At 32.0% G+C, this 21,342-nt stretch carries 3 protein-coding genes; 1 reads left to right on the top strand and 2 read right to left on the bottom strand.

Annotated features, from left to right (window positions below; all coding sequences use genetic code 11):
* On the top strand, positions 1 to 19,830 hold a 19,830-nt coding region (locus tag HMPREF3154_RS04290; protein WP_256275665.1), incomplete at its 5' end, for a DUF1542 domain-containing protein.
* 63 nt (positions 19,831 to 19,893) lie between these two features.
* Here HMPREF3154_RS04290 and HMPREF3154_RS04285 read toward each other — a convergent pair.
* Both HMPREF3154_RS04285 and HMPREF3154_RS04280 read right to left on the bottom strand, forming a co-directional pair.
* A complete protein-coding gene (locus HMPREF3154_RS04285; RefSeq protein ID WP_023350264.1) occupies positions 19,894 to 20,286 on the bottom strand; it encodes a ribonuclease HI family protein in 393 nt (130 codons plus the stop codon).
* Positions 20,287 to 20,522: 236 nt separating this feature from the next.
* Positions 20,523 to 21,227, bottom strand: a complete 705-nt coding sequence (locus tag HMPREF3154_RS04280; RefSeq protein ID WP_049326462.1) for a queuosine precursor transporter — start codon at positions 21,225 to 21,227, stop codon at positions 20,523 to 20,525.
* Positions 21,228 to 21,342 lie beyond the last annotated feature (115 nt).

The following is a 21,342-nucleotide window of genomic DNA, read 5'->3' as shown; positions in this document are numbered from 1 at the left end:
AATAATTTAAGAGCAGATAAAACTCAATTAGAAAATGCTTATAATCATTTAAATCAATCAGTTAACTTAACAGATAAAAAACCATCGTCAGTTGAAAGATATGAACGAGAATTAAATGGCTTTAAAAATGAACTAGACAGTGCTAAAGCTGAGGCAAATAGTGTAATTAATAATAATAATCCTTCAGTTGAACAAGTTAGAAATGCACTTAATAAGGTTAATGCAGTCCAAACAAAAGTAAATCAAGCTGAAGCTTTATTGCAACCTAAAGAAAATAATTCTGCACTTGTAAATGCAAAACAACTACTAGAAAACGCTATAAACCAAGTCCCTTCAACAGAAGGTATGACTGAGCAGTCAATAGCTAATTACAATGCCAAAAAACAAGCGGCACAAACTGAACTTCAAAAAGCTGATCAAGTAATTGCAAACGGCGATGCATCAGCCAGTGAAATTTCTAATGAAAAAACAAAAGTTGAAGAGGCTACTACAGCTTTAAATAAAGCCAAAAATGATTTGAGAGCTGATAAATCTCAATTACAAGCTGCTTATAATGAATTAACAAAACCTGTTAATACTTCTGATAAAACACCAGCTAGTATTAAAGAATATAATAAAGCGATAGCACAAATTAATTCACAAATAAACAATGCTAAAAGTGAAGCTAATTCAGTACTTCAGAATGATAACCCTACAGTTAATGCTGTCAAGGAAGCTCTTAGAAAAATCCAAGCTATTCAACCTGAAGTTACTAAAGCAGTCAACTTATTACATCAAAAAGCAGACAATAGCGAACTAGTTAACGCTAAACAACGATTACAACAAGCTGTTGATTCAACTCCTTCAACTACTGGAATGACTCAACAATCTGTTCAAAATTACAATGTAAAAAAACAAGCGGCACAAGCTGAACTTCAAACAGCTGAGCAAGTAATTGCAAACGGTGATGCTAATGTTCAACAAATTTCAGCTGAAAAAGATAAAGTTGATCAAGCTTTACAAGCATTGAATAGTGCTAAAAATGATTTGAGAGCTGATAAGACAGAACTTCAAAACGCTTACAATACATTAACTGAACAAGTTAGTACTGAGGGTAAAACGCCTGCAAGCATTAAAAAGTATCAAGACGCTAAAGCTAAGATTCAAAATCAGATTAATGCAGCTCAAAATGAAGCTAAACAAGTTTTAGATAATGAAAACCCGTCAGTAGAACAAGTTAATAACGCATTAAACAACATTAAAGCTGTTCAACCCAAGTTAGACAGTGCAATACATTTACTAGAAAACAAGGCTAACAATAACGAATTAGTTACTGCTAGAAATCAATTACAGGAAGCGATTAATAATCAACCTAGCACTACAGGTATGACTCAAGACTCTATTAATAATTACAATGCTAAAAGAGCTGATGCACAAAGTGCCATCAACCTAGCAAACTCAATAATTGATAACGGAGATGCTACTGCTCAACAAATTGCGGATGAAAAATCTAAAGTTAATCAAGCATTGCAAGCACTTAATGATGCTAAGCAACATTTAACTGCTGATACAAGTAAATTACAAAATGCATTGAATGGATTGAATAGAACAGGTGATACTAACAATAAAAAACCAAATAGTATTGAATCTTATAATAAAGCGATGCAAGCATTACAATCTCAAATTACTGCTGCTAAAAATAATGCAAATACAGTAATTCAAAAGGCTATTCGCACTGTAAATGAAGTGGATCAAGCTTTACAAGAAGTAAATCAAGTTAACCAACAATTAACTGAAGCGATTAATAAACTTCAACCTTTAGCAAATAATGAAGCACTGAAAGTAGCGAGAACTAAACTTGAAGATAAAATAAATGAAATTGTTCATACGGAAGGTATGACGCAACAGTCTGTAAATGCCTATCAACATGCCAAACAAGAAGCTCAAACTGAGTCAAATTTAGCTCAAGCTTTAATTAATAATGGTAATGCTACTGATCAAGAGATTTCAACAGAAATAGAAAAAGTAAACCAAAAACTTGATAATTTATCATCAGCGATAAATGGTTTAACTGTTAATAAAGAACCTCTAGAATCAGCAAAACAACAATTACAAAACAATATCGATTCTGCCCCTAGTACTGTGGGTATGACAAAGCAGTCTGTTCAAGTCTACAATCAAAAACTGCAAGCGGCTAAAGATGAAATCAATACTATTAATAACGTACTTGCTAACAACCCTAATGTTGAAGCTATTAATACTAATAAAGCGACCGCAGAGCGAATTAATAATGAATTAACTCAAGCTAAACAAACGCTCAAAGTTGATATACAACCTTTAAAAATAGCTATGAAAAATATTCAAACAGCAATTGACGCAGGTACTAACACTGACGGTATGACAGCCGACTCAGTTGAAGATTTTAATGATTCGTTGAGTGAAGCACTTAGTGAAAAAACAAAAATCAATAAATTAACAAGACACCCAGATACTCTAACAGTAGAACAAGTCAACCAAGCAGTGGCAGATGCTAATCAAGTCATTAAGGATCTAAATCACGCTCGTGATTCGTTAATACCTGACAAAGATCCACTCGAAATAGCTAAGCAAGCACTTGAAAATAGCATCACTCAGCAAACTGATACAGAGGGTATGACTACACAATCTTTACAAAACTATAATGAAAAATTAGAAGCCGCTAAACAAGAATTAAATAAAGATAAAGGTATATTAAGCGGAAGTCCTACAGTAGCAGAGATTAGAGCAGCCGCACGTGAGACAAGTAAAATTCAACAGGCTTTAGATAACGCAAGATCCCAATTAGTTTTAGATAGACAGCCATTTATTACACATATCAATGGTGAAGGAAATCTTAACGCACCACAAAAAGAGGACTTTATTCAACAAATTAATAGCGCTGGTAATTATCGTGATTTAAAAGCTATTCAAAATAACGCTGACATATTAAATCAAGCTATGAAAACTTTAGCTTACAGCATTTCTAATTATCAAAATGTTAAACAAACTGAAAATTATATCGATGCATCAAATGATAAACGTCTAGCTTATGATGACGCTGTTAATTCAGCTAATGAGATTTTAAATCAAACTCATAACCCAACAATGAGTAGTGATGTAGTAAATCAAAAAGCTCAAAAGGTACAACAAACTAAAGACGCGTTAGACGGTCAACAAAGATTAGCTGAAGCTAAAGAACATGCTATTAATCATCTAAGTGATTTACATGATTTGAATAACGCTCAACGCCAAGCTTTAACTGATCAAATTAATCATTCAGATAACATAACATCAGTTAATCATATTAAAGACAACGCAAATGTCGTTAATACAGCAATGACTGGATTAAAACAAAGTGTCGCAGACAACAATAGTGAAATTCAACAAGGCAACTATATAAATGCGGATAAAGATAAACAAGACGCTTATAATAGTGCAGTTAATCAAGCTAAACAAATCATTAATGAATCCAATAAAAATAATGTTCAACTAAACCCTAGTGAGATAAGTAAAATTACTGAAAAAGTTAACTCAACTAAAAATGATTTGAACGGTAATAATAAATTAGCTGAAGCTAAAACTAATGCTAAGAATACAATTGATGGTTTAACATATTTGAATGATGCACAATGTGCTAAAGCTAAAGAGAATGTTGAGCATGCTACTACTAGATCAAATATTACTAGCCAATTACAAGACTACGCTAACTTGAATAATGCTATGAAATCGTTACGCGAGAGCGTAAATAATGTTAATCATATTAAAGCAAGTAGTAATTATATCAACGAAGATAATGAATCTAAAGAAGCATATAATCAAGCTGTAACAAATGCTCAGACATTAATAAATGCATCAAGCAATCCTGTTATGAGCGTAAACACTGTAAATGAAAAAGCTCAAGCTGTGACTACAGCTCAAAATAATTTACATGGTCAACAAAAATTACAAGAAGCACAACATAATGCAGACACTGAAATAGATAATTTAACTCACTTAACACCAGCACAAAAATCAGCTGAAAAAGCATTAATCAATAACAAAAACACTCGCACAGAAGTTCAAACACAACTTGATGATGCTAAAACTTTAGATAGTTCAATGGGCTCTTTAAAATCATTAGTTAATGATCAAAGTCAAGTTCAATCAACAAGTAACTACATTAATGAAGATCAACCTCAGAAAACTGCCTATAACAACGCTATTACTGAGGGACAAACTATCATTGATAAAACTTCTGATCCAATATTAAATAACAATACTGTTATACAAGCAATAAATAATATTAATACTAAGAAATCAGAACTTCATGGTGAACAAAAATTAGAAGCTGATAAAACTAGTGCAAATAATTCTTTAAATAAATTATCTAATTTAAACACACCTCAAAAAGAGGCTATTAAAGGTGTAATAGATAGCTCTAATACACGAACTGAGATATCATCAGAGTTGGAAAAAGCTAAAACTATTAACAATGCAATGCATACGCTAAGACAAAACATTACTGATAACGCTAATGTACCGACTCAAAGTAATTACATTAATGCTGAACCAGATAAACAACAAGCTTATACAGATGCTATTAATACAGCTAAAGGTATTATTGATGAAAAACAAGCGACTTTAGATCCAAATATTATTAATCAAAAAGCACAAGCTATTATAACTACCAAAAATGCCTTAGATGGTGAAGCTCAGCTTCGTAAAGCTAAAGAAGATGCGGATAATACGATAAATTCATTAAATCAACTTACAAATGCTCAGAGAACTAAAGAAAAAGAATTGATTAATGGAGTTCAAACAAGACCAGAAGTTGCATCACAATTAAATAAAGCTAAAGAACTTAATAAAGTGATGGAACAACTTAATAATCTTATAAATGATAAGAATAATGTTTTAAGTAGTAGTAAGTATATAAATGAAGATACAGCTCAACAAAACGCTTATACTTCTGCCATAGCGAATGCTGAAGCAATTAAAGATAAAACTCAGAACCCTGAATTAGATAAAAATTCAATTCAACAAGCTATTAATCAAATTAATTCAGCGATTAATAACTTAAATGGAGAAACTAAATTAGCTAAAGCTAAACAAGATGCTCAAGCAACAATTAACAATCTCAATGGTTTAACTAATGCCCAAAAATCCAATGAAAATAACACTATAAGTTCAGCTAAAACTAGAGACCAAGTTTCTAGCACTTTAAGTGAAGCTCAAGCATTAGATCAATCTATGAAAACTTTGCGTAATTTGGTCAACGCTAAGGATCAAGTTCACCATTCAAGTGACTATATTAATGAAGATACAGCTCAACAAAATGCTTATAATAATGCAATTGATAATGGCGAAGACATTATTAGCGGTCAACAAAATCCAATTATGAATAAAACAACAATTGACCAAGCTATTAATCAAATCAATAACGCTAAAAATGCTTTACATGGTGCTAATAAATTACAACAAGCTAAAAATGAAGCTAATCAAACTATCAATCAATTAGGTTATTTAAATGATCCTCAAAAAACTGGAGAAGAGGCTCTTGTAAATAGTTCAACTACTAGAACTGACGTTGCAAATCAACTTAACGAAGCTAAAGCTTTGAATAACTCAATGAAACAGTTGAGAGATAAAGTTGGCGAAAGTACTAGAGTAAAACAAAGTAGTGATTATATTAATGAGACTCCTGAACATAAAAGCGCATACGATCAAGCGCTTCAACAAGCACAATCAATTATTAATGAAAGTAGTAAGCCTACTTTAGATAACACAGTAATTGAACAAAAAGTTCAAAACTTAACTAATGCTCAAAATGCATTACATGGAGCACGTCTTCTTGACAATGCTAAAAATAATGCTATTAGTGAAATTAATAAACTCTCAGGATTAAACGATGCACAACGTCAAAAAGCAATCCAAAATATTCAAGCACAAACCACAATTCCAGATGTTAATCAACAATTAACTACTGATAAAGAATTAAATAATGCTATGAAATTGTTAAGAGATGCTGTTAATCAACAAAATCAAGTTCATCAACAAAGTAACTATTTCAATGAAGATCAACAACCTAAAAATAATTACGATGTAGCTATTCGAGCTGGACAAAACATTATTAATAAAACACACGATCCAGTAATGAATAAAAGTGAAATTGAACAAGCAACTAACCAAATCAACACAACTAAAAATGCATTAGATGGTGAAAATAAATTACACACTGAGAAACAAAATGCTAATAGGGAGATAGAGGGATTAACGAGCTTAAATCCTCAACAAATAAGTGCTGAAAAGAATCAAGTAAATCAAGCAACAACAAGAACTGACGTTGCACAAGATTTAGCATCTGCTAAAGCGTTAAATGATGCAATGAAAGCCTTAAGAGATGGTATTAACAATAAAGATGAAGTAAGACATAGTAGTGCTTATATCAATGCTGATCCTACAAAGATTTCCGCCTACGACCAAGCTCTACAAAATGCTGAAAACATCATTAACGCCGCACCTCAAGTTGAATTAAATAAAGATAAAATTCAACAAGCGTTAACACGTGTTCAACAAACTCAACAAGCACTCGATGGTGTAAGTCAATTAGCTTCAGCTAAACAATCTGCAACTCAGAATGTAAATGGTTTAACTAGTCTTAACGATGGTCAAAAACGCGAAATAAATAAACTCATTTCTAATGCAGAAACTCGACCTAAAGTTCAAGAACTATTAACTCAAGCTAATGGATTAAATACTGCGATGAAAGCTTTAAGAGATAGCATTCAAAATACAAACCAAGTCAAACAAGGTAGTAATTATATCAATGAAGATCCAACTCAACAACGTGATTATAATATTGCAGTTAATAATGCTGAAAGTACTATTAATAACAATACTCATCCAGTCTTAGATAAAGCAGAAATAGAACAATTAACTCACACTGTTAATAATACGGAAAATGCTTTACATGGTATTCAAAAACTCAAAAAAGATCAACAATCAGCAGAAACTGAGATAAGTGGTTTAACGAGTCTTAATGACCCACAAAAAACTGCGGAAATTGCAAAAGTTAAAGCTGCAACAACTCGTACAGAGGTTAATCAATTACTTGAATCTTCAAAAACTTTAAATACTGCTATGCATGGTTTAAGAGAAAGCATAAAAGATAAAGCAGAGATTAAAAATAGTAGTAAGTATATAAACGAAGATCAACCTGAACAACAAGCGTATGATAACGCAGTTAACAATGCACAACAGGTTGTAGATGAAACTCAAGCAACATTAGATACTAACACTATTAATAATTTAACTAACGCCGTTACACAATCGAAGTCTAATTTACACGGTGATGTTAAGCTTCAACAAGATAAAGACAGTGCTAAGCAAACTATCTCACAATTACCAAATCTTAATAACGCTCAAAAACACATGGAAGATTCACTCATTGATAGTCAACACACACGTACGAGTGTGGCTCATGATTTATCAGAAGCTCAAGCATTAAACGGTTTAATGGGGACTTTAAAAGAGAGTATTAAAGATAATGCGACTATTATTTCAAATGGCAATTACATTAATGCTGAACCAACGAAAAAACAAGCATACGATCAAGCTGTTCAACATGCCAACGACCTCATTAATGGTACAAATCAACCTACTATTAATAAAGGTGATATCTCTAGAGCATCACAAACAGTAAATACTACGAAAGATGCATTAGATGGTAATCATAGATTAGAAGCAGCTCAACAAAATGCGACTCAAACGATAACTAATCTTTCTAATTTAAATAACGCTCAAAAAGATGCTGAAAAACATTTAGTTAATCAATCAACTACACTTGAGCAAGTTCAACAACACCTGCAAACTGCTCAAGATTTAGATCATGCTATGGAATCTTTAAGACAAAGTATCGCTAACCAAGATCAAGTTAAATCCGAAAGCAAATATTTAAATGAAGATCCAACTGTAAAAGCAAATTATGATCAAGCTGTTCAACGTGCTGAAGATATTATTAATGCGACTCAAAATCCAGAACTCAATAAAGGCACTATAGAACAAGCTACTCAGGCTGTACAAAATGCTGAACAAGCCCTTCATGGAGTAGAAAAATTAAATCAAGATAAAACTACTACTTCAAAAGAGCTAAATAATTTGACTAACTTAACAGATGCCCAACGTGAGAAACTTAAAGAATTAATTAACCATTCTGATAGTAGAGATGATATCAAACAAGAACTTGAACAAGCTAAGCAACTTAATAACGCAATGGAACAACTTAAAAATCAAGTTGCCCTTAAGGATAGCGTTCATTCAAGTAGTAACTATTTCAATGAAGATTCTGCTCAAAAACAAGCATATGACGACGCGATTAAACATGCTGAAGACATAATCAAAAATACTAATGATCCAAATATCAATCCACAAGATATCATTAAAGCATTAAATAATATTAAAACAGCAACAGATAATTTACATGGTGAGCAACGTCTACAAAATGAAAAAGACACTTCTAATAATTCAATTGATCATATGACGCATCTTAATCAACCACAAAAAGATGCTTTAAAACAAGCTATCGATGGCGCTACAACTAGAGAGCAAGTAGCAGAAAAACTTAAAGAAGCAAAAGCACTGGATAATGCCATGAAACAACTTGAAAATCAAGTTAATCAAGATCCAGCAATTACATCTAGTAGTAAGTTTGAGAATGAAGATACAGAACAACAAAAAGCATATAACAACGCTATAAACGCTGCTAAAGATATTATCAATCAAACTTCTAATCCAACATTAGATAAAAATAAAATTGATGATGCGCTTCACAATATCCAGAATGCTGTTAATCATTTACACGGCGAGCAAAAATTAGAACAAGCTAAACAAGAAGCAAATGATCAATTAAATCATTTAAATGATTTAACTAATGAACAAAAAGCTCACTTTAAACCATTAATTGATAACGCTGATACTAGAGCCGAAGTTAAAAAACAACTAGATATTGCTAAACAATTAAATAGTGATATGTCAGACATTAAAGATCAAATAGCAAAACAAAGCATAGTACACCAATCAGGTAATTATGTTAATGCTGACGATGCTACTAAACAGGCTTATGATAATGCTATTAAAGAAGCTAAAGAATTAATAGATAATCATCCTGATACATTAGATCATCTTAAACTTCAAAAATTGATTAATAAAATTGATGATGCTCAAAACGCATTAAATGGTCAATCAAGATTTGACGCTGCTCAAAAAGAGGCACTCAAAGAACTTGGTACATTAAATAGCCTTAATCAACCGCAACGTAAAAAACTTGAAGATAATTTAAACAATGCAACGACATTAGATGGATTATCTCAAGAATTACAAAAAGCTAAAGAGCTTAATAACGCTATGAAGGCTATGAGAGTTAGTATTAAGGATCAAGATCAAGTACGACAAAGTAGTGATTATGCGAATGCAGATTCTACTCAACAACACGCTTATGATAATGCTGTTAATAATATCAACAATATTATTACTGAAACTAATGCGACTATGGATCCTCAAAGTGTTAATCAAGCTACTCAAGCATTAGAGAACGCAAAACATGCTTTAAATGGAGCTCAAAAACTTCAAGACGATAAAAATAATGCTAAACAAGAAATTGGAAACTTAACAGGTTTAACTGATTCTCAAAAACACGCCTTAGATGAAGCTATAGATCAGTTAACACATAGAACTGAGATAAGTAAAAAATTAAAAGAAGCTAAATTCCTTAATAATGAAATGGAAGAATTAAAAGCAGCTGTCGCAAAAGCTTCTAATATTAGACAAACTAGTGACTATATCAACGAGGATACACCTCAAAAAGAAGCTTATAATAATGCTATTAAAAAAGGACAAGCAATTATTGATGCACATAACGATCCAACAATGAATGGAAGTGACATTAGTAATGTTATTCAACAAATTAATAGCGCTGAACATGGATTACATGGAGAACAAAAATTACAACAAGCCAAAAACAACGCAATAAATGATGTTTATGGTTTGAATAACTTAAATCGTGCTCAAACTGCCAAAGAAGTTCAGGATATCCAAGCATCTGAAACTAGAACAGCTGTGGAACAGCAATTAGAACAAGCTAAAGTTTTAAATCAAGCAATGAAAGAATTGAAACAAAGTATTGCCGACAAAAACGATACGCTTAACTCTAGTAACTACATTAACGAAGATCCAGATAAGAAAATAGCTTATGATAATGCTTTGAGTAATGCTGAACATTTGTTAAATCAACAAAATGATCCAACGATGGATCCAAGAGAAATTAATGCTGCTGCTCAAAAAGTAAAAGAAACTAAAGATGCATTACATGGTGCAGATAAATTAACTCAAAGCCAAAATGAATCTAATGAAACTATAAATCATTTACCGAACTTAAATGATAAACAAAAACAAGCTCTAAATAATTTAATTAATCAAGCTACAACTAAACAAAAAGTAGCAGAAATTGTTAACCAAGCAAATGAACTTAATAGCGAAATGGGCAAACTCAAATCATTAGTTGAACAACAACCTAGCGTTCATAAGCAAAGCAATTATTTGAATGAAGACCCTGAAATTCAAAGAATATATGATAAAGCTATTCAAAGCGGACAAGACATCATCAGTGGAAATACTACTGATGTATTAAGTAAAAATGATATTAGTAATGCTATTCAAAATATAGAACTAGCAAAAGGCGATCTTCATGGAGAACAAAAATTACAAAAAGCTCAACAAGATGCTAATAACGAAATAGATCAATTAAGAAACTTGAATGACCCTCAAAGACAAGCAGAGCACAATGAAATTAATAGTGCACCTTCAAGAACAGAAGTTCAAAGTGATTTAAATAACGCTAAAGCATTAAATGAAGCGATGCATCAGTTAGAGAACGAAGTTCATCTAGAGAATAGCATTAAACAATCAAGTAACTATATTAATGAAGACCCAGCCTCTCAAAATGCTTATAATGATGCTTTACAAAAAGCGAAGAATATCATTAATGCAGTACCTGATAAAACTTTAGATAAAACTACAATTGAGCAAGCATTAAATCAATTACAAAGTGCAAGTGAAGCTTTACATGGTGAACAAAAACTACAAGAATCGAAAAATCAAGCTAATAGTCAAATTGATCGATTAGAATCACTTAATCCTGGACAAGTATTAGCAGAAAAAACATTAGTTAATCAATCTCAAACTATACCTGGTGTTCAAGAGGCACTTCAAAAAGCGAAAGAACTAAATGAAGCCATGAAATCTCTTAGAGCTGAAGTAGATAAAGAAAATCAAGTCAAAACAGAAAGTAAATACATTAATGCTGATCACACTAATCAAGTTAACTATGATTCTGCCATCAACCAAGGTACTCAAATTATTACAACATCACAACCACCAGAGCTTAATAAAGATGTAATTAATAAAACGACTCAGACTATCATTAATGCTCAAAACAACTTAAATGGAGAAGCTAAGTTAACTGAAGCTAAAACAACTGGTAATCAAGCTATTGATAAATTAGATGGACTAACAGAGGCTCAAAAGGATAAAGAACGTGAATTGATTAATCAAGCGTCAACTAAAGCACAAGTGAATAACATCATTAACGACGCTAATCAATTAAATGACTCAATGAAACAATTGCAACAAGCTATCAACAACGCTAGTAACGTTAAACAAAGTAGTGATTATATTAATGAAGATCCTACTCAAAAAGATGCTTACGATAAAGCAATTCAAGCTGCTAAAGATTTAATCAATGCTCAACCTCCTACTATGGACAAAGGAGAAATAGATAAAGCTTTAGCAAATGTTAATCAAGCACTTAATAATTTACATGGTAGCGATAAATTGCTTGAAGCCCAAAAAGAAGCCTCATCACAATTAAACAACTTTAACAATTTGACTAACGGTCAACATGGCAAGCTAGTTGATGACATTTTCAATGCACCGACTAAAACTCAAGTTGCTCAAGTATTGGAAAATGCAAAACAACTTAACAACACAATGAAAGCACTGAGAGATTCAATTGCTGATAATGAACAAGTTCTTCATAGTAGCAAATATATTAATGAAGACCCTGAACAACAAGCAGCTTATAATCAAGCGGTAACAAAAGCTAAGAACATTATCAACGACAATCCTGACCCTACATTATCCAATAGTGATGTTCAAAATATTGTAAATGAAGTTACTCAAGCTAAAGACAATTTACATGGAGATCAAAAACTTGCGACTGATAAGACAAATGCAAAAGATACTTTAGATCATTTAACGCATTTAAACCATGCGCAAAAACAAGAACTTGAGGAAGAAATTCGTGATGCAACTACGAGACCTGGTGTTCAAAGTGTAGCTAAATTAGCCAACCAACTTAACGATGCGATGAAAAAATTAGAAGACGCATTAGCTGGCAATGAAACTGTAAAACAAACTAGTAATTACATTAATGAAGATACAGCTCAAAAAGGAAACTATGATCACTATGTAAACCAAGCTAAACAAATTGTAGATCAACAAGATAACCCTAATATGTCTCCAGAAAATATTAACGAAATTACTCAAAAACTAGACGCTGCTAAAAATGATCTTCATGGAGAACAAAAATTAGAACAAGATAAACAACAAGCAACTGAACGTATTAATCAAATGAAGAGCTTGAACCATGCTCAAAAAGACGAGCTAAATCATGAAATTCAACAAGCCCAAACACGACCAGACATCGTTGCTACAGTTAATAAAGCTAAACCATTAGATACAGCAATGAAAAAATTAAGAGACAGTATTGCTGATGCTAATGATATTAAACAAACAAGCAATTACATCAATGAAGTACCAAGTATTCAAAATGCTTATGACAATGCTGTAGATCATGCTCAACCAATTATTAATCAAACTTCTAATCCAACTATGGATCCTTTAGTAATAGAGCGTGATACGTCAAATGTTCAAACAACTAAGAATAACCTTCACGGCGAACGTGTACTTAATGATGATAAACGCACACAAACATATGCAGTAAATCATTTAGATAATCTTAACCAAGCTCAAAAAGAAGCTTTAACACATGAAATACAACAAGCAACTAGAGTTTCTGATGTTAATAATGTCTACAGCAAAGCTAGAGCTTTAGATTCCGAAATGCAAAAACTTAAAGACATTGTGGGACAACAAGATAGCGTAAGAAAAACTAGCAATTATGTTAATGAAGATAGTACAGCGCAACAAGCGTATAACGATGCTATTGCACAGGGCCAAGCAATCATTGATCAAACGACACAACCTACTATGTCAAATGACGAAATCGAAAATACGATTAATAAAATAAAACAAAAAGTTACTACTCTTGAGGGAGAACATAAATTACAAGTAGCTAAAGAAAATGCCAATAACGTTATCGATAGCTTAAGTAATTTAAACACTCCTCAGAAAATTGCTGAAAAAGCACTTATTAATAAAGCTACAACCAGAGATAACGTTACTCAGCAAATGCATATTGCAGAAGAACTTAATGATGCAATGGGTAAACTAAGAAACAGTATTCAAGATCAAGCCACTGTTAGACAAGAAAGTAGATACATCAATGAAAACGAAGATAAACAACAAGCTTATAATCATGCAGTAACTGATGCAGAAAGTGTTATCAATGAGCACAATCCAACATTAAATAAAGACACAATTGAACAGTTGACTCAACAAGTTAATCTGGCTAAAGATGCCTTAAATGGTGTAAAATTACTAAACGAAGATAAACAAACTGCTCATCAAACTATTTCTACATTGAATCATTTAAACACAGCTCAACAACAAGCATTTAATGAACAAATTAACAATGCACCAACGAGAGCTGAGGTTCAACAAATCATAGGACAAGCAGATGTTTTAAATAACATGATGAAAGCTTTGGAAAATAGTATCAAAGATAAAGATCAAGTTAAAAATTCTAGTGATTATATTAATGAAGACCCTGCCGAACAACAGGCGTATGATAATGCTGTCACAAACGTAGAGAATATATTGCATCAAACGACTCAACCAACAATGTCTGTTAGCGACATCCAAAGTGCTATTGATAATGTTCGAAATGCGAAAAATAACCTTCATGGCCTAAATAAACTTAACATTGCCAAAGACGAAGCTGCTAAACAATTACGTAAATTATCAAGTTTAACTTCACCTCAAAGTGGCGACATTGCTAAACAAATCTATGGCGCAGATACAAGAGCTGAAGTGACTCAAGCTTTAGATAAAGCCAAAGCATTAAATAACGCTATGGATGGACTTAATCATGTGTATGATCAAAGTACAAATGTCTTAAATAGTAGTCAATTTATCAATGAAGATCAACCTGAACAAGATGCTTATAAACAAGCACTTCAAAACATAGAAAAAGTTATTTATAGACAGGATAACCCTGAAATGGATCCAACTGTAATAAATAACTTAACGCATGGACTTGAAGCTGCTCAAAGCAACCTACACGGTGATCAAAAACTTGCCCAAGCAAAACAAGATGCTGCAAACACAATTAATGGTTTAACTCATCTTAATACAGCACAACGCGAACAAATCATCAACAAAAATACTAATTCTAAAACTCGTAGTGAAGTAGCAGAAAACTTAAATAACGCGCAAGCACTTGATCAAGCAATGAAATCTTTAGAAAATGTCGTAGCTGAAAGTAATAATGTGAAAAATAGTAGTAAGTACTTAAACGAGGATTCTAAATTCCAAGACCAGTATGATCAAAAAGTAACAGAAGCTAAAGATTTGATTAATCAAACTACTAATCCAACATTAGAACCTAATAAAGTTGATATTATAAAAAATAGAGTATTGGCTGCTGAGAACAATCTACTTGGCGCTGAAAAATTAGCCTACGATAAAGCTAAAGCACAATATGACATTGATGATATGAAAAACCTTAATGACGCACAAAAACAATCAATTGTTAAAGCGATTAAAAATGCGCCTTTAAGAACAGAAGTAAAACAATTGCTCCAACAAGCTAAAGATCTTGATAACGACATGAAAGCTCTTAAGGATAAAACCCAACAAGTGATTATAGATAAAGCGTCACCTAACTATACTGAGTCTTCAGATGATAGAAAAGAAACACTTAATCAATCACTTAATAATGCAGAAGCTATAATTAATAAAACTAATGGTACAGATGCTAATAAAGAACAAGTAGAGCAAGTTCTAAATCAACTTAATCAAGCTTCTGAAAACCTTAATGGTGATCAACGTGTGCAAGAAGCTAAAACTGACGCAAATAATACTATCGATCAACTTAAATATTTAAATGCGAGTCAACAACAAACAGCCAAAGATAACGTTCAACATGCTACTAAACTTGATGAAATAGCAACTGCTAAAGCAAATGCCCAAGCTCTAAATAAAGCAATGGGACAATTAAAACAATTTATCGATGATGCTGATTCTGTTGAGCATGGAGATAATTATCGTCAAGCAGATGATGATAGAATCACAGCATATGATGATGCTTTAGAGCACGCTCAAAACGTAATTAAAACAAATGCAACACAACAAGAAATAGAAGAAGCAATTCATCAAATTAGCCACGCTAAAAATGACTTAAATGGTATCGCTAGATTAGTGGGGGCTAGACCTAAAGCTTTAGCTTACATTAATTCATTAGATAAAATTAATGATGCTCAAAGAACCGCTTTAGTAGATAAGATCAATCAATCTCATGATTTGATTGAAATTAATCACATCGTTGATGATGGAACAAACTTAAATGACATCATGCACGAGTTAGCTCAATCAATTATCGATAACTATGCACCAACTAAGGCGAGCATCAACTATATTAATGCAGATACACAATTAAGAGATAACTTTAAACAAGCGATTAACAATGCTAGAAATGTTCTTAATAAAACTAAAGGTCAAAACCTAGATTTCGAAGCTGTTGACGCACTTAAAGATGCAATTTCAGAAACTAAAGACGCTTTAAATGGTATTGAACGTTTGAAAGCTGCAAAACTGAAAGCAGATAAATTTATAGAAGGTTTAAATCAAATTAATAAAGCTCAATTAACTCATGCACTCAAAGATGTAGCAAGTACAGATTCATTAACTAAATTATCTCGTCTAATTAACAAATCTATGAACTTAGACGACGCTATGAATGCATTAAAAGATAGCTTAATCAATAATGCTGCACCTGTTCAAGCGAGCTCAAATTATATTAATGCTGATAACGATCTTAAAAATCAATTTGATGAAGCATTAAATAACGCTAGAAAAGCCCTAGCCAAATCAACAGGTAAAGACTTAGATGAAAATCAAGTAGACGGTTTAAAACAAGCAATTATAGATACGAAAGATGCTCTCAACGGGGAAGAACGTCTTGCTAAAGCTAAAGCTAAAGCACAAGAATACGTTCAAACATTATCAAATTTAAATAATGCTCAACGTAAAGTTGCTGAAAATAGTATCACTAATTCAGAAGATCTTAATTCACTAGCTGAATCAATCTCGAAAGTTACTGAATTAAATAAAGCTATGGAAGATTTACACAATGCTTTAATAAGTAATGCAACACCTGTTCATGCGAGTGTTAACTACATCAATGCAGACGAGGATTTACAAAATCAATTTGATCAAGCGCTTCAACAAGCAAGAAATACATTGTCTAAAGCTACAGGTAAACCTGCTTCAATTGAAGAAGTTCAAGGCTTAATTCAGTCTATTAAAGATACTAAAGAAGCATTAAATGGTGATCAACGTCTTGCTAAAGCTAAATTTAAAGCTGAGATATTTATTAATCAATTAAAAGATTTAAATAATGCTCAACGTGTAGACTCAATTAAACAAGCAAATGATACTGATAATCTAAAAGATTTATCGCAAATCGTTTCTACTGCATCAGATTTAAATAATTCTATGTCAGAATTAAAAGCCAAATTAAAAGAAACAGTTAATCCTGTTAAATCAAGCATCAATTACATTAATGCCGACTATGATTTAAAACGTCAATTTAATAAAGCAATTAAAGACGCTAGAGAAGCATTAAGTAAAACTAAAGGCGCCAACCTCAACGAAAGAGATATTCAAGGATTATCTCAAGCAATTGATAGCACTAAAGATGCATTAAATGGTGAACAACGTCTTGCCGAAGCTAAAGAGAAATCTAAACAATTTATAAAACAACTTGATACTCTTAATAATGCTCAAAACAATTATTTAACAAATGAGATTAATAAATCTGATAATATTAAAGATATAACAAACATAGTAGATAATGCTTCAAGTCTAAATGATGCAATGAAAGACCTTAGAGATACCGTTGCACAATTAAACCAATCTACTAAAGATAGTATTAATTATCAAAATGCAGACGAAGATTTAAAATTACAATTTGATAATGCGATAAATATAGCTAATAATGTTTTAAACAAAAAAGATGGCGACAACTTAGATATCACTGTTATTGAAGGTATGACTCAAGCGATTAAAGATGCTAAAGACGCACTTAATGGTGAACAACGCCTTAAAAATGCTCAACAAGCTGCACATAAAGCTATTGACGATGCACTTAAACATCAACTTGATGAAATCAATCATGCTAATGCTACAGATGAATCAAAAGCACAAGCTATTAAATCTGTAGAGAATGCAGCTAAACATGCTAATGCTGATATTGATCATGCAAGTTCTAATACAGGCGTTTATAACGCTGAAAATGAAGGAACAACAGCTATTAAACATACGCATGCTGATGAATTACCAAAAGCTAAAATTGATGCTAATAATGATATCGATCAAAAATTAAAAGGTTTATTGAATAATATTGATCAAAACCCTAATTTATCTAATCAAGAAAAAGAGAAACTCAAAGATGATTTAAATCATGCAATCGAGAACATTAAAAACGAGATTGATCGTGCTACTAATAAACAAGCTGTTGCAGATGAAAAAGCTAAAGCAGATCAATTAATGAAAGGTACTCAAGATATCATATCTGCAAAAGAACAAGCTAAACAATCAATTAAAGATTTAGCACAACGTAAGCGAGATGCAATCAATAACAATCCTGATTTGACTGACCAGCAAAAAGCACACGCACTTGCTGAAATCAATAAAGCGGAAAAAGAGGCTATTAAACAAATAGAGAACTCTAATTCTGTAGATCAAATTAACAAAGTTAAAGATGATAGTCTTAACCACATTGCGAAAATTGTAATATGGGATACTGATCAACAGCCATCAATACTTCATCGTCCTGATTTAAGCTTACAAAATGCGTTAGTTACAGGAAAAGTCATCGTGCATAGAGGTGCTACGATTACACTTAGTGAAATTGAAAGTGCCATGACTTTAGCTGATGGTCTTAAAGTAAGAATCATTTCATTACCTAACACAGGTAAAGTTGCAGATAACCTAACTGCGAAAGTTGAAGTGACTCTTGCGAACGATACATCAGTTATTGTCGATGTCCCTGTAGATGTTATTGAAAAAGAACTTCAAGTTGCAAAAGATGAAGCATCACAACAAATTGATCAAGCTACTAAACAAAAGTTAGATGAAATTGATAATGATAAAATTTTAACCGAACAGCAAAAAGAACAAGCTAAAGCTGAAGTTCAAAAACTTAAAGATCAAGCTATTGATAAAATTAACAATTCAACTAATGTAAAAGATGTTGAAAATAATCAAAATAAAGATTTAAATGATATTAATCATTTTGATCCTAGACAATTTACATTGGACAAAGCTAAAGAAGCTAATAAAGCTGAAGTTAATAAACTTACACAAGAAGGTGTACAAGAAATTAAACATATTTCTGATTTATCACCTGAAGAACAAGCTCAATTCAATCATCAACTAAAAGATCTTGAATCTAAAGTTTATAACATGATTAAAAATGCAAAAAATCTAGACGAACTCAAACGCATTCTCAAAGATTTCAAAGCGCAACGCGATCACATCATTGCACAAGCTCATTTACTCGGTGAAAAACATAAAGCTGAACGTAGACTCAATAACGTTGTTAATAATAGAACTCAACAAATTATTAATGATATGTCAGCAAGTCAATACCAAAGACAATTGGCAATCAATCGTATTAGACAAATAGAATTAGATACTATGAATGCAATTCATCGTGCTAAATCAATCAAAGAAGTCCAAGACGCGTTATTGAATGGTATTCGTAAAATCATGGAAGTAGGTTTAGAAGGTTCATTTGATTCAATTTCCAATCAACAACGCGCTGCTAACAACGCTTATAAACAAGACGTCCGTCTAAGAGAAAATGATGTAAAAAGTCATATAGGTCAAACAGAATCTTACAAAGAAGTATTAAGTCACTCAGGTATTAAATCAGGTAAGAATAAACACAAAGAAGATGATCCTAAACATGTTAAACATCATGATAATAATTTCATCAATCGAGATATCGATGACTTTGGCAAAGCAGTAGGCTTCATCACACTAACTGGTTTACTTTCAGGATTCTGGCTAGCGCTTGCTAAAAGACGTAAAAAAGAAGAGGAAGAAGAAAAACTGAATGATAAGAAGGATCTTCATATTTCCGATTCTAAAAAAGTAGAACCATTGATTATAGCTAAACGAAAAAAAGATAAAGAAGAAGAAACTGTTATTGAAGAAGACAATAAAAAAGCAATTCCTGTAGTGAAAAATAAAAGAGAAAAAGAGGAGAACAAACAGATGAGAAGAGAGACATGTTCTTCGAAAAAAGCAAAAACAAATAAAACTCAACGTCCTTCTTCAAACACTAAGTCAAAAAAAGGTACTACTAAAAACAAAAAGCGTTCAAAAAAGTAAAAAATAAATAACCGCTTCTAAAGTAAGAACAGGTTATAGGAAATCCTATAGCCTGTTCTTTTTTTATTTAATCAATTTATATAAAGCTTGTTGTGCATGCTGGTTTGCTTCTATATTTTTATCTCTAGGAACCCATTTAACAAACATTAAATCAAAACTTTGTTCGAGAATTTCCATATTATCATAATAAGGTTTAAATTTAGCATTTTTTACACGACCACTATTAACACTATCTTCAATTAATTTTGAATCAGTATGAAGTAGGGCGTTTCTAACATTGAGCTCTCTTGCATGTTCTAACGCATAAATCATTGCTGCCCATTCCGCACTATGATTATCTAACTCTCCTAAATCATGAGTAAACACGTGACGTTCAGATTCTTCTTTAATTACAACTGCACATGCACTTCTACCCGGATTACCTTTAGTTGCAGCATCAAAGTATATTTTTGCCATCTCATATACACCTTCGTTTGTAAGTTTGACTATATTGTAGCAAATTTATAAATAGACAGGTCAAATCATTTCTTTCCTGACTTTTTCTTGAAAATGATTACCTTTAAAGACTTGTTTTATACCTGTATATTGAGACAAGATCCTGAAAAAACGCGCACATAAAAAACTGTCAACAAAGTCCTTAGACTTTATCGACAGTCTCAATTAACTTAGTCCTTTAATAGGTCGACTAAGAATTAATAGCCTTCATCAAGTTTTTGAATCTTACCTTTGCGATAGAAAGATTTAGCAATGTAACCGAAAGGCACATTGAATATAGTTGAAATAAGTTTTAGTAGGTAAGTTGTTATAAATATTTCGAACACAGCCATATTAGGTAAAGTACCGGCAAATGCAATGATAACAAATAATGCTGTATCTATAATTGAACTTAAAATCGTACTACCATAAGCACGTATAATAAACGTTTTATCTGAGCTGAAAATCTTTTTAATCATTGAAAAGATAAACACATCTACATATTGCCCGATAATATATGCAACGATTGAACCTAAAGCAATTCTAGGCACTAAATCAAAGATTGTTTTAAGCGCACCTTGAGCAGTATCTTCAGGTGCAGGTATAAAGTGTAAAGACATTTGCATTACAATAATCATTACTAATGTTGAAGAAAAACCTAACCAAACGGCACGTTTTGCTACTTTTCTGCCGTAAATATCATTCAATATGTCTGTTGCAAGATAGATAGAAGCGAACATAACATTCCCTAATGTCGCCGAAATACCAAATATATGAACTGTCTTTATGACTTGAATATTAGCTATAATTGTTCCCATTGCTACCCATGCAATTAAACCATGCTTACCAAAAAAGCGATACATGAGAACCATTAAAATAAATGTAACTATAAACGAAGCTACACCAAAAATCTCATTAAACATCTTACATCCTCCTAAATTTTGTTAAAGCGGGTGTTTAGAAACCGCGAAAAAATAACCTAATTAGTTTACTTTAAAAAACAAAAATATGCAATAGCGTTACTAAAATTTACATAAT

Origin of the sequence: Staphylococcus sp. HMSC06C11, from assembly GCF_001808345.1 — a bacterium.
In the GTDB taxonomy this organism is placed as follows: domain Bacteria; phylum Bacillota; class Bacilli; order Staphylococcales; family Staphylococcaceae; genus Staphylococcus; species Staphylococcus capitis.
Note: the sequence above shows the minus strand (reverse complement) of the source record. Positions and strands in the feature narration are given on the sequence as shown.

What these genes read in the sequence shown, in the direction of transcription:
- HMPREF3154_RS04280 (WP_049326462.1), bottom strand. Translation starts at nt 21,227, where the DNA reads ATGTTTAATGAGATTTTTGGTGTAGCTTCGTTTATAGTTACATTTATT.
- HMPREF3154_RS04285 (WP_023350264.1), bottom strand. Translation starts at nt 20,286, where the DNA reads ATGGCAAAAATATACTTTGATGCTGCAACTAAAGGTAATCCGGGTAGA.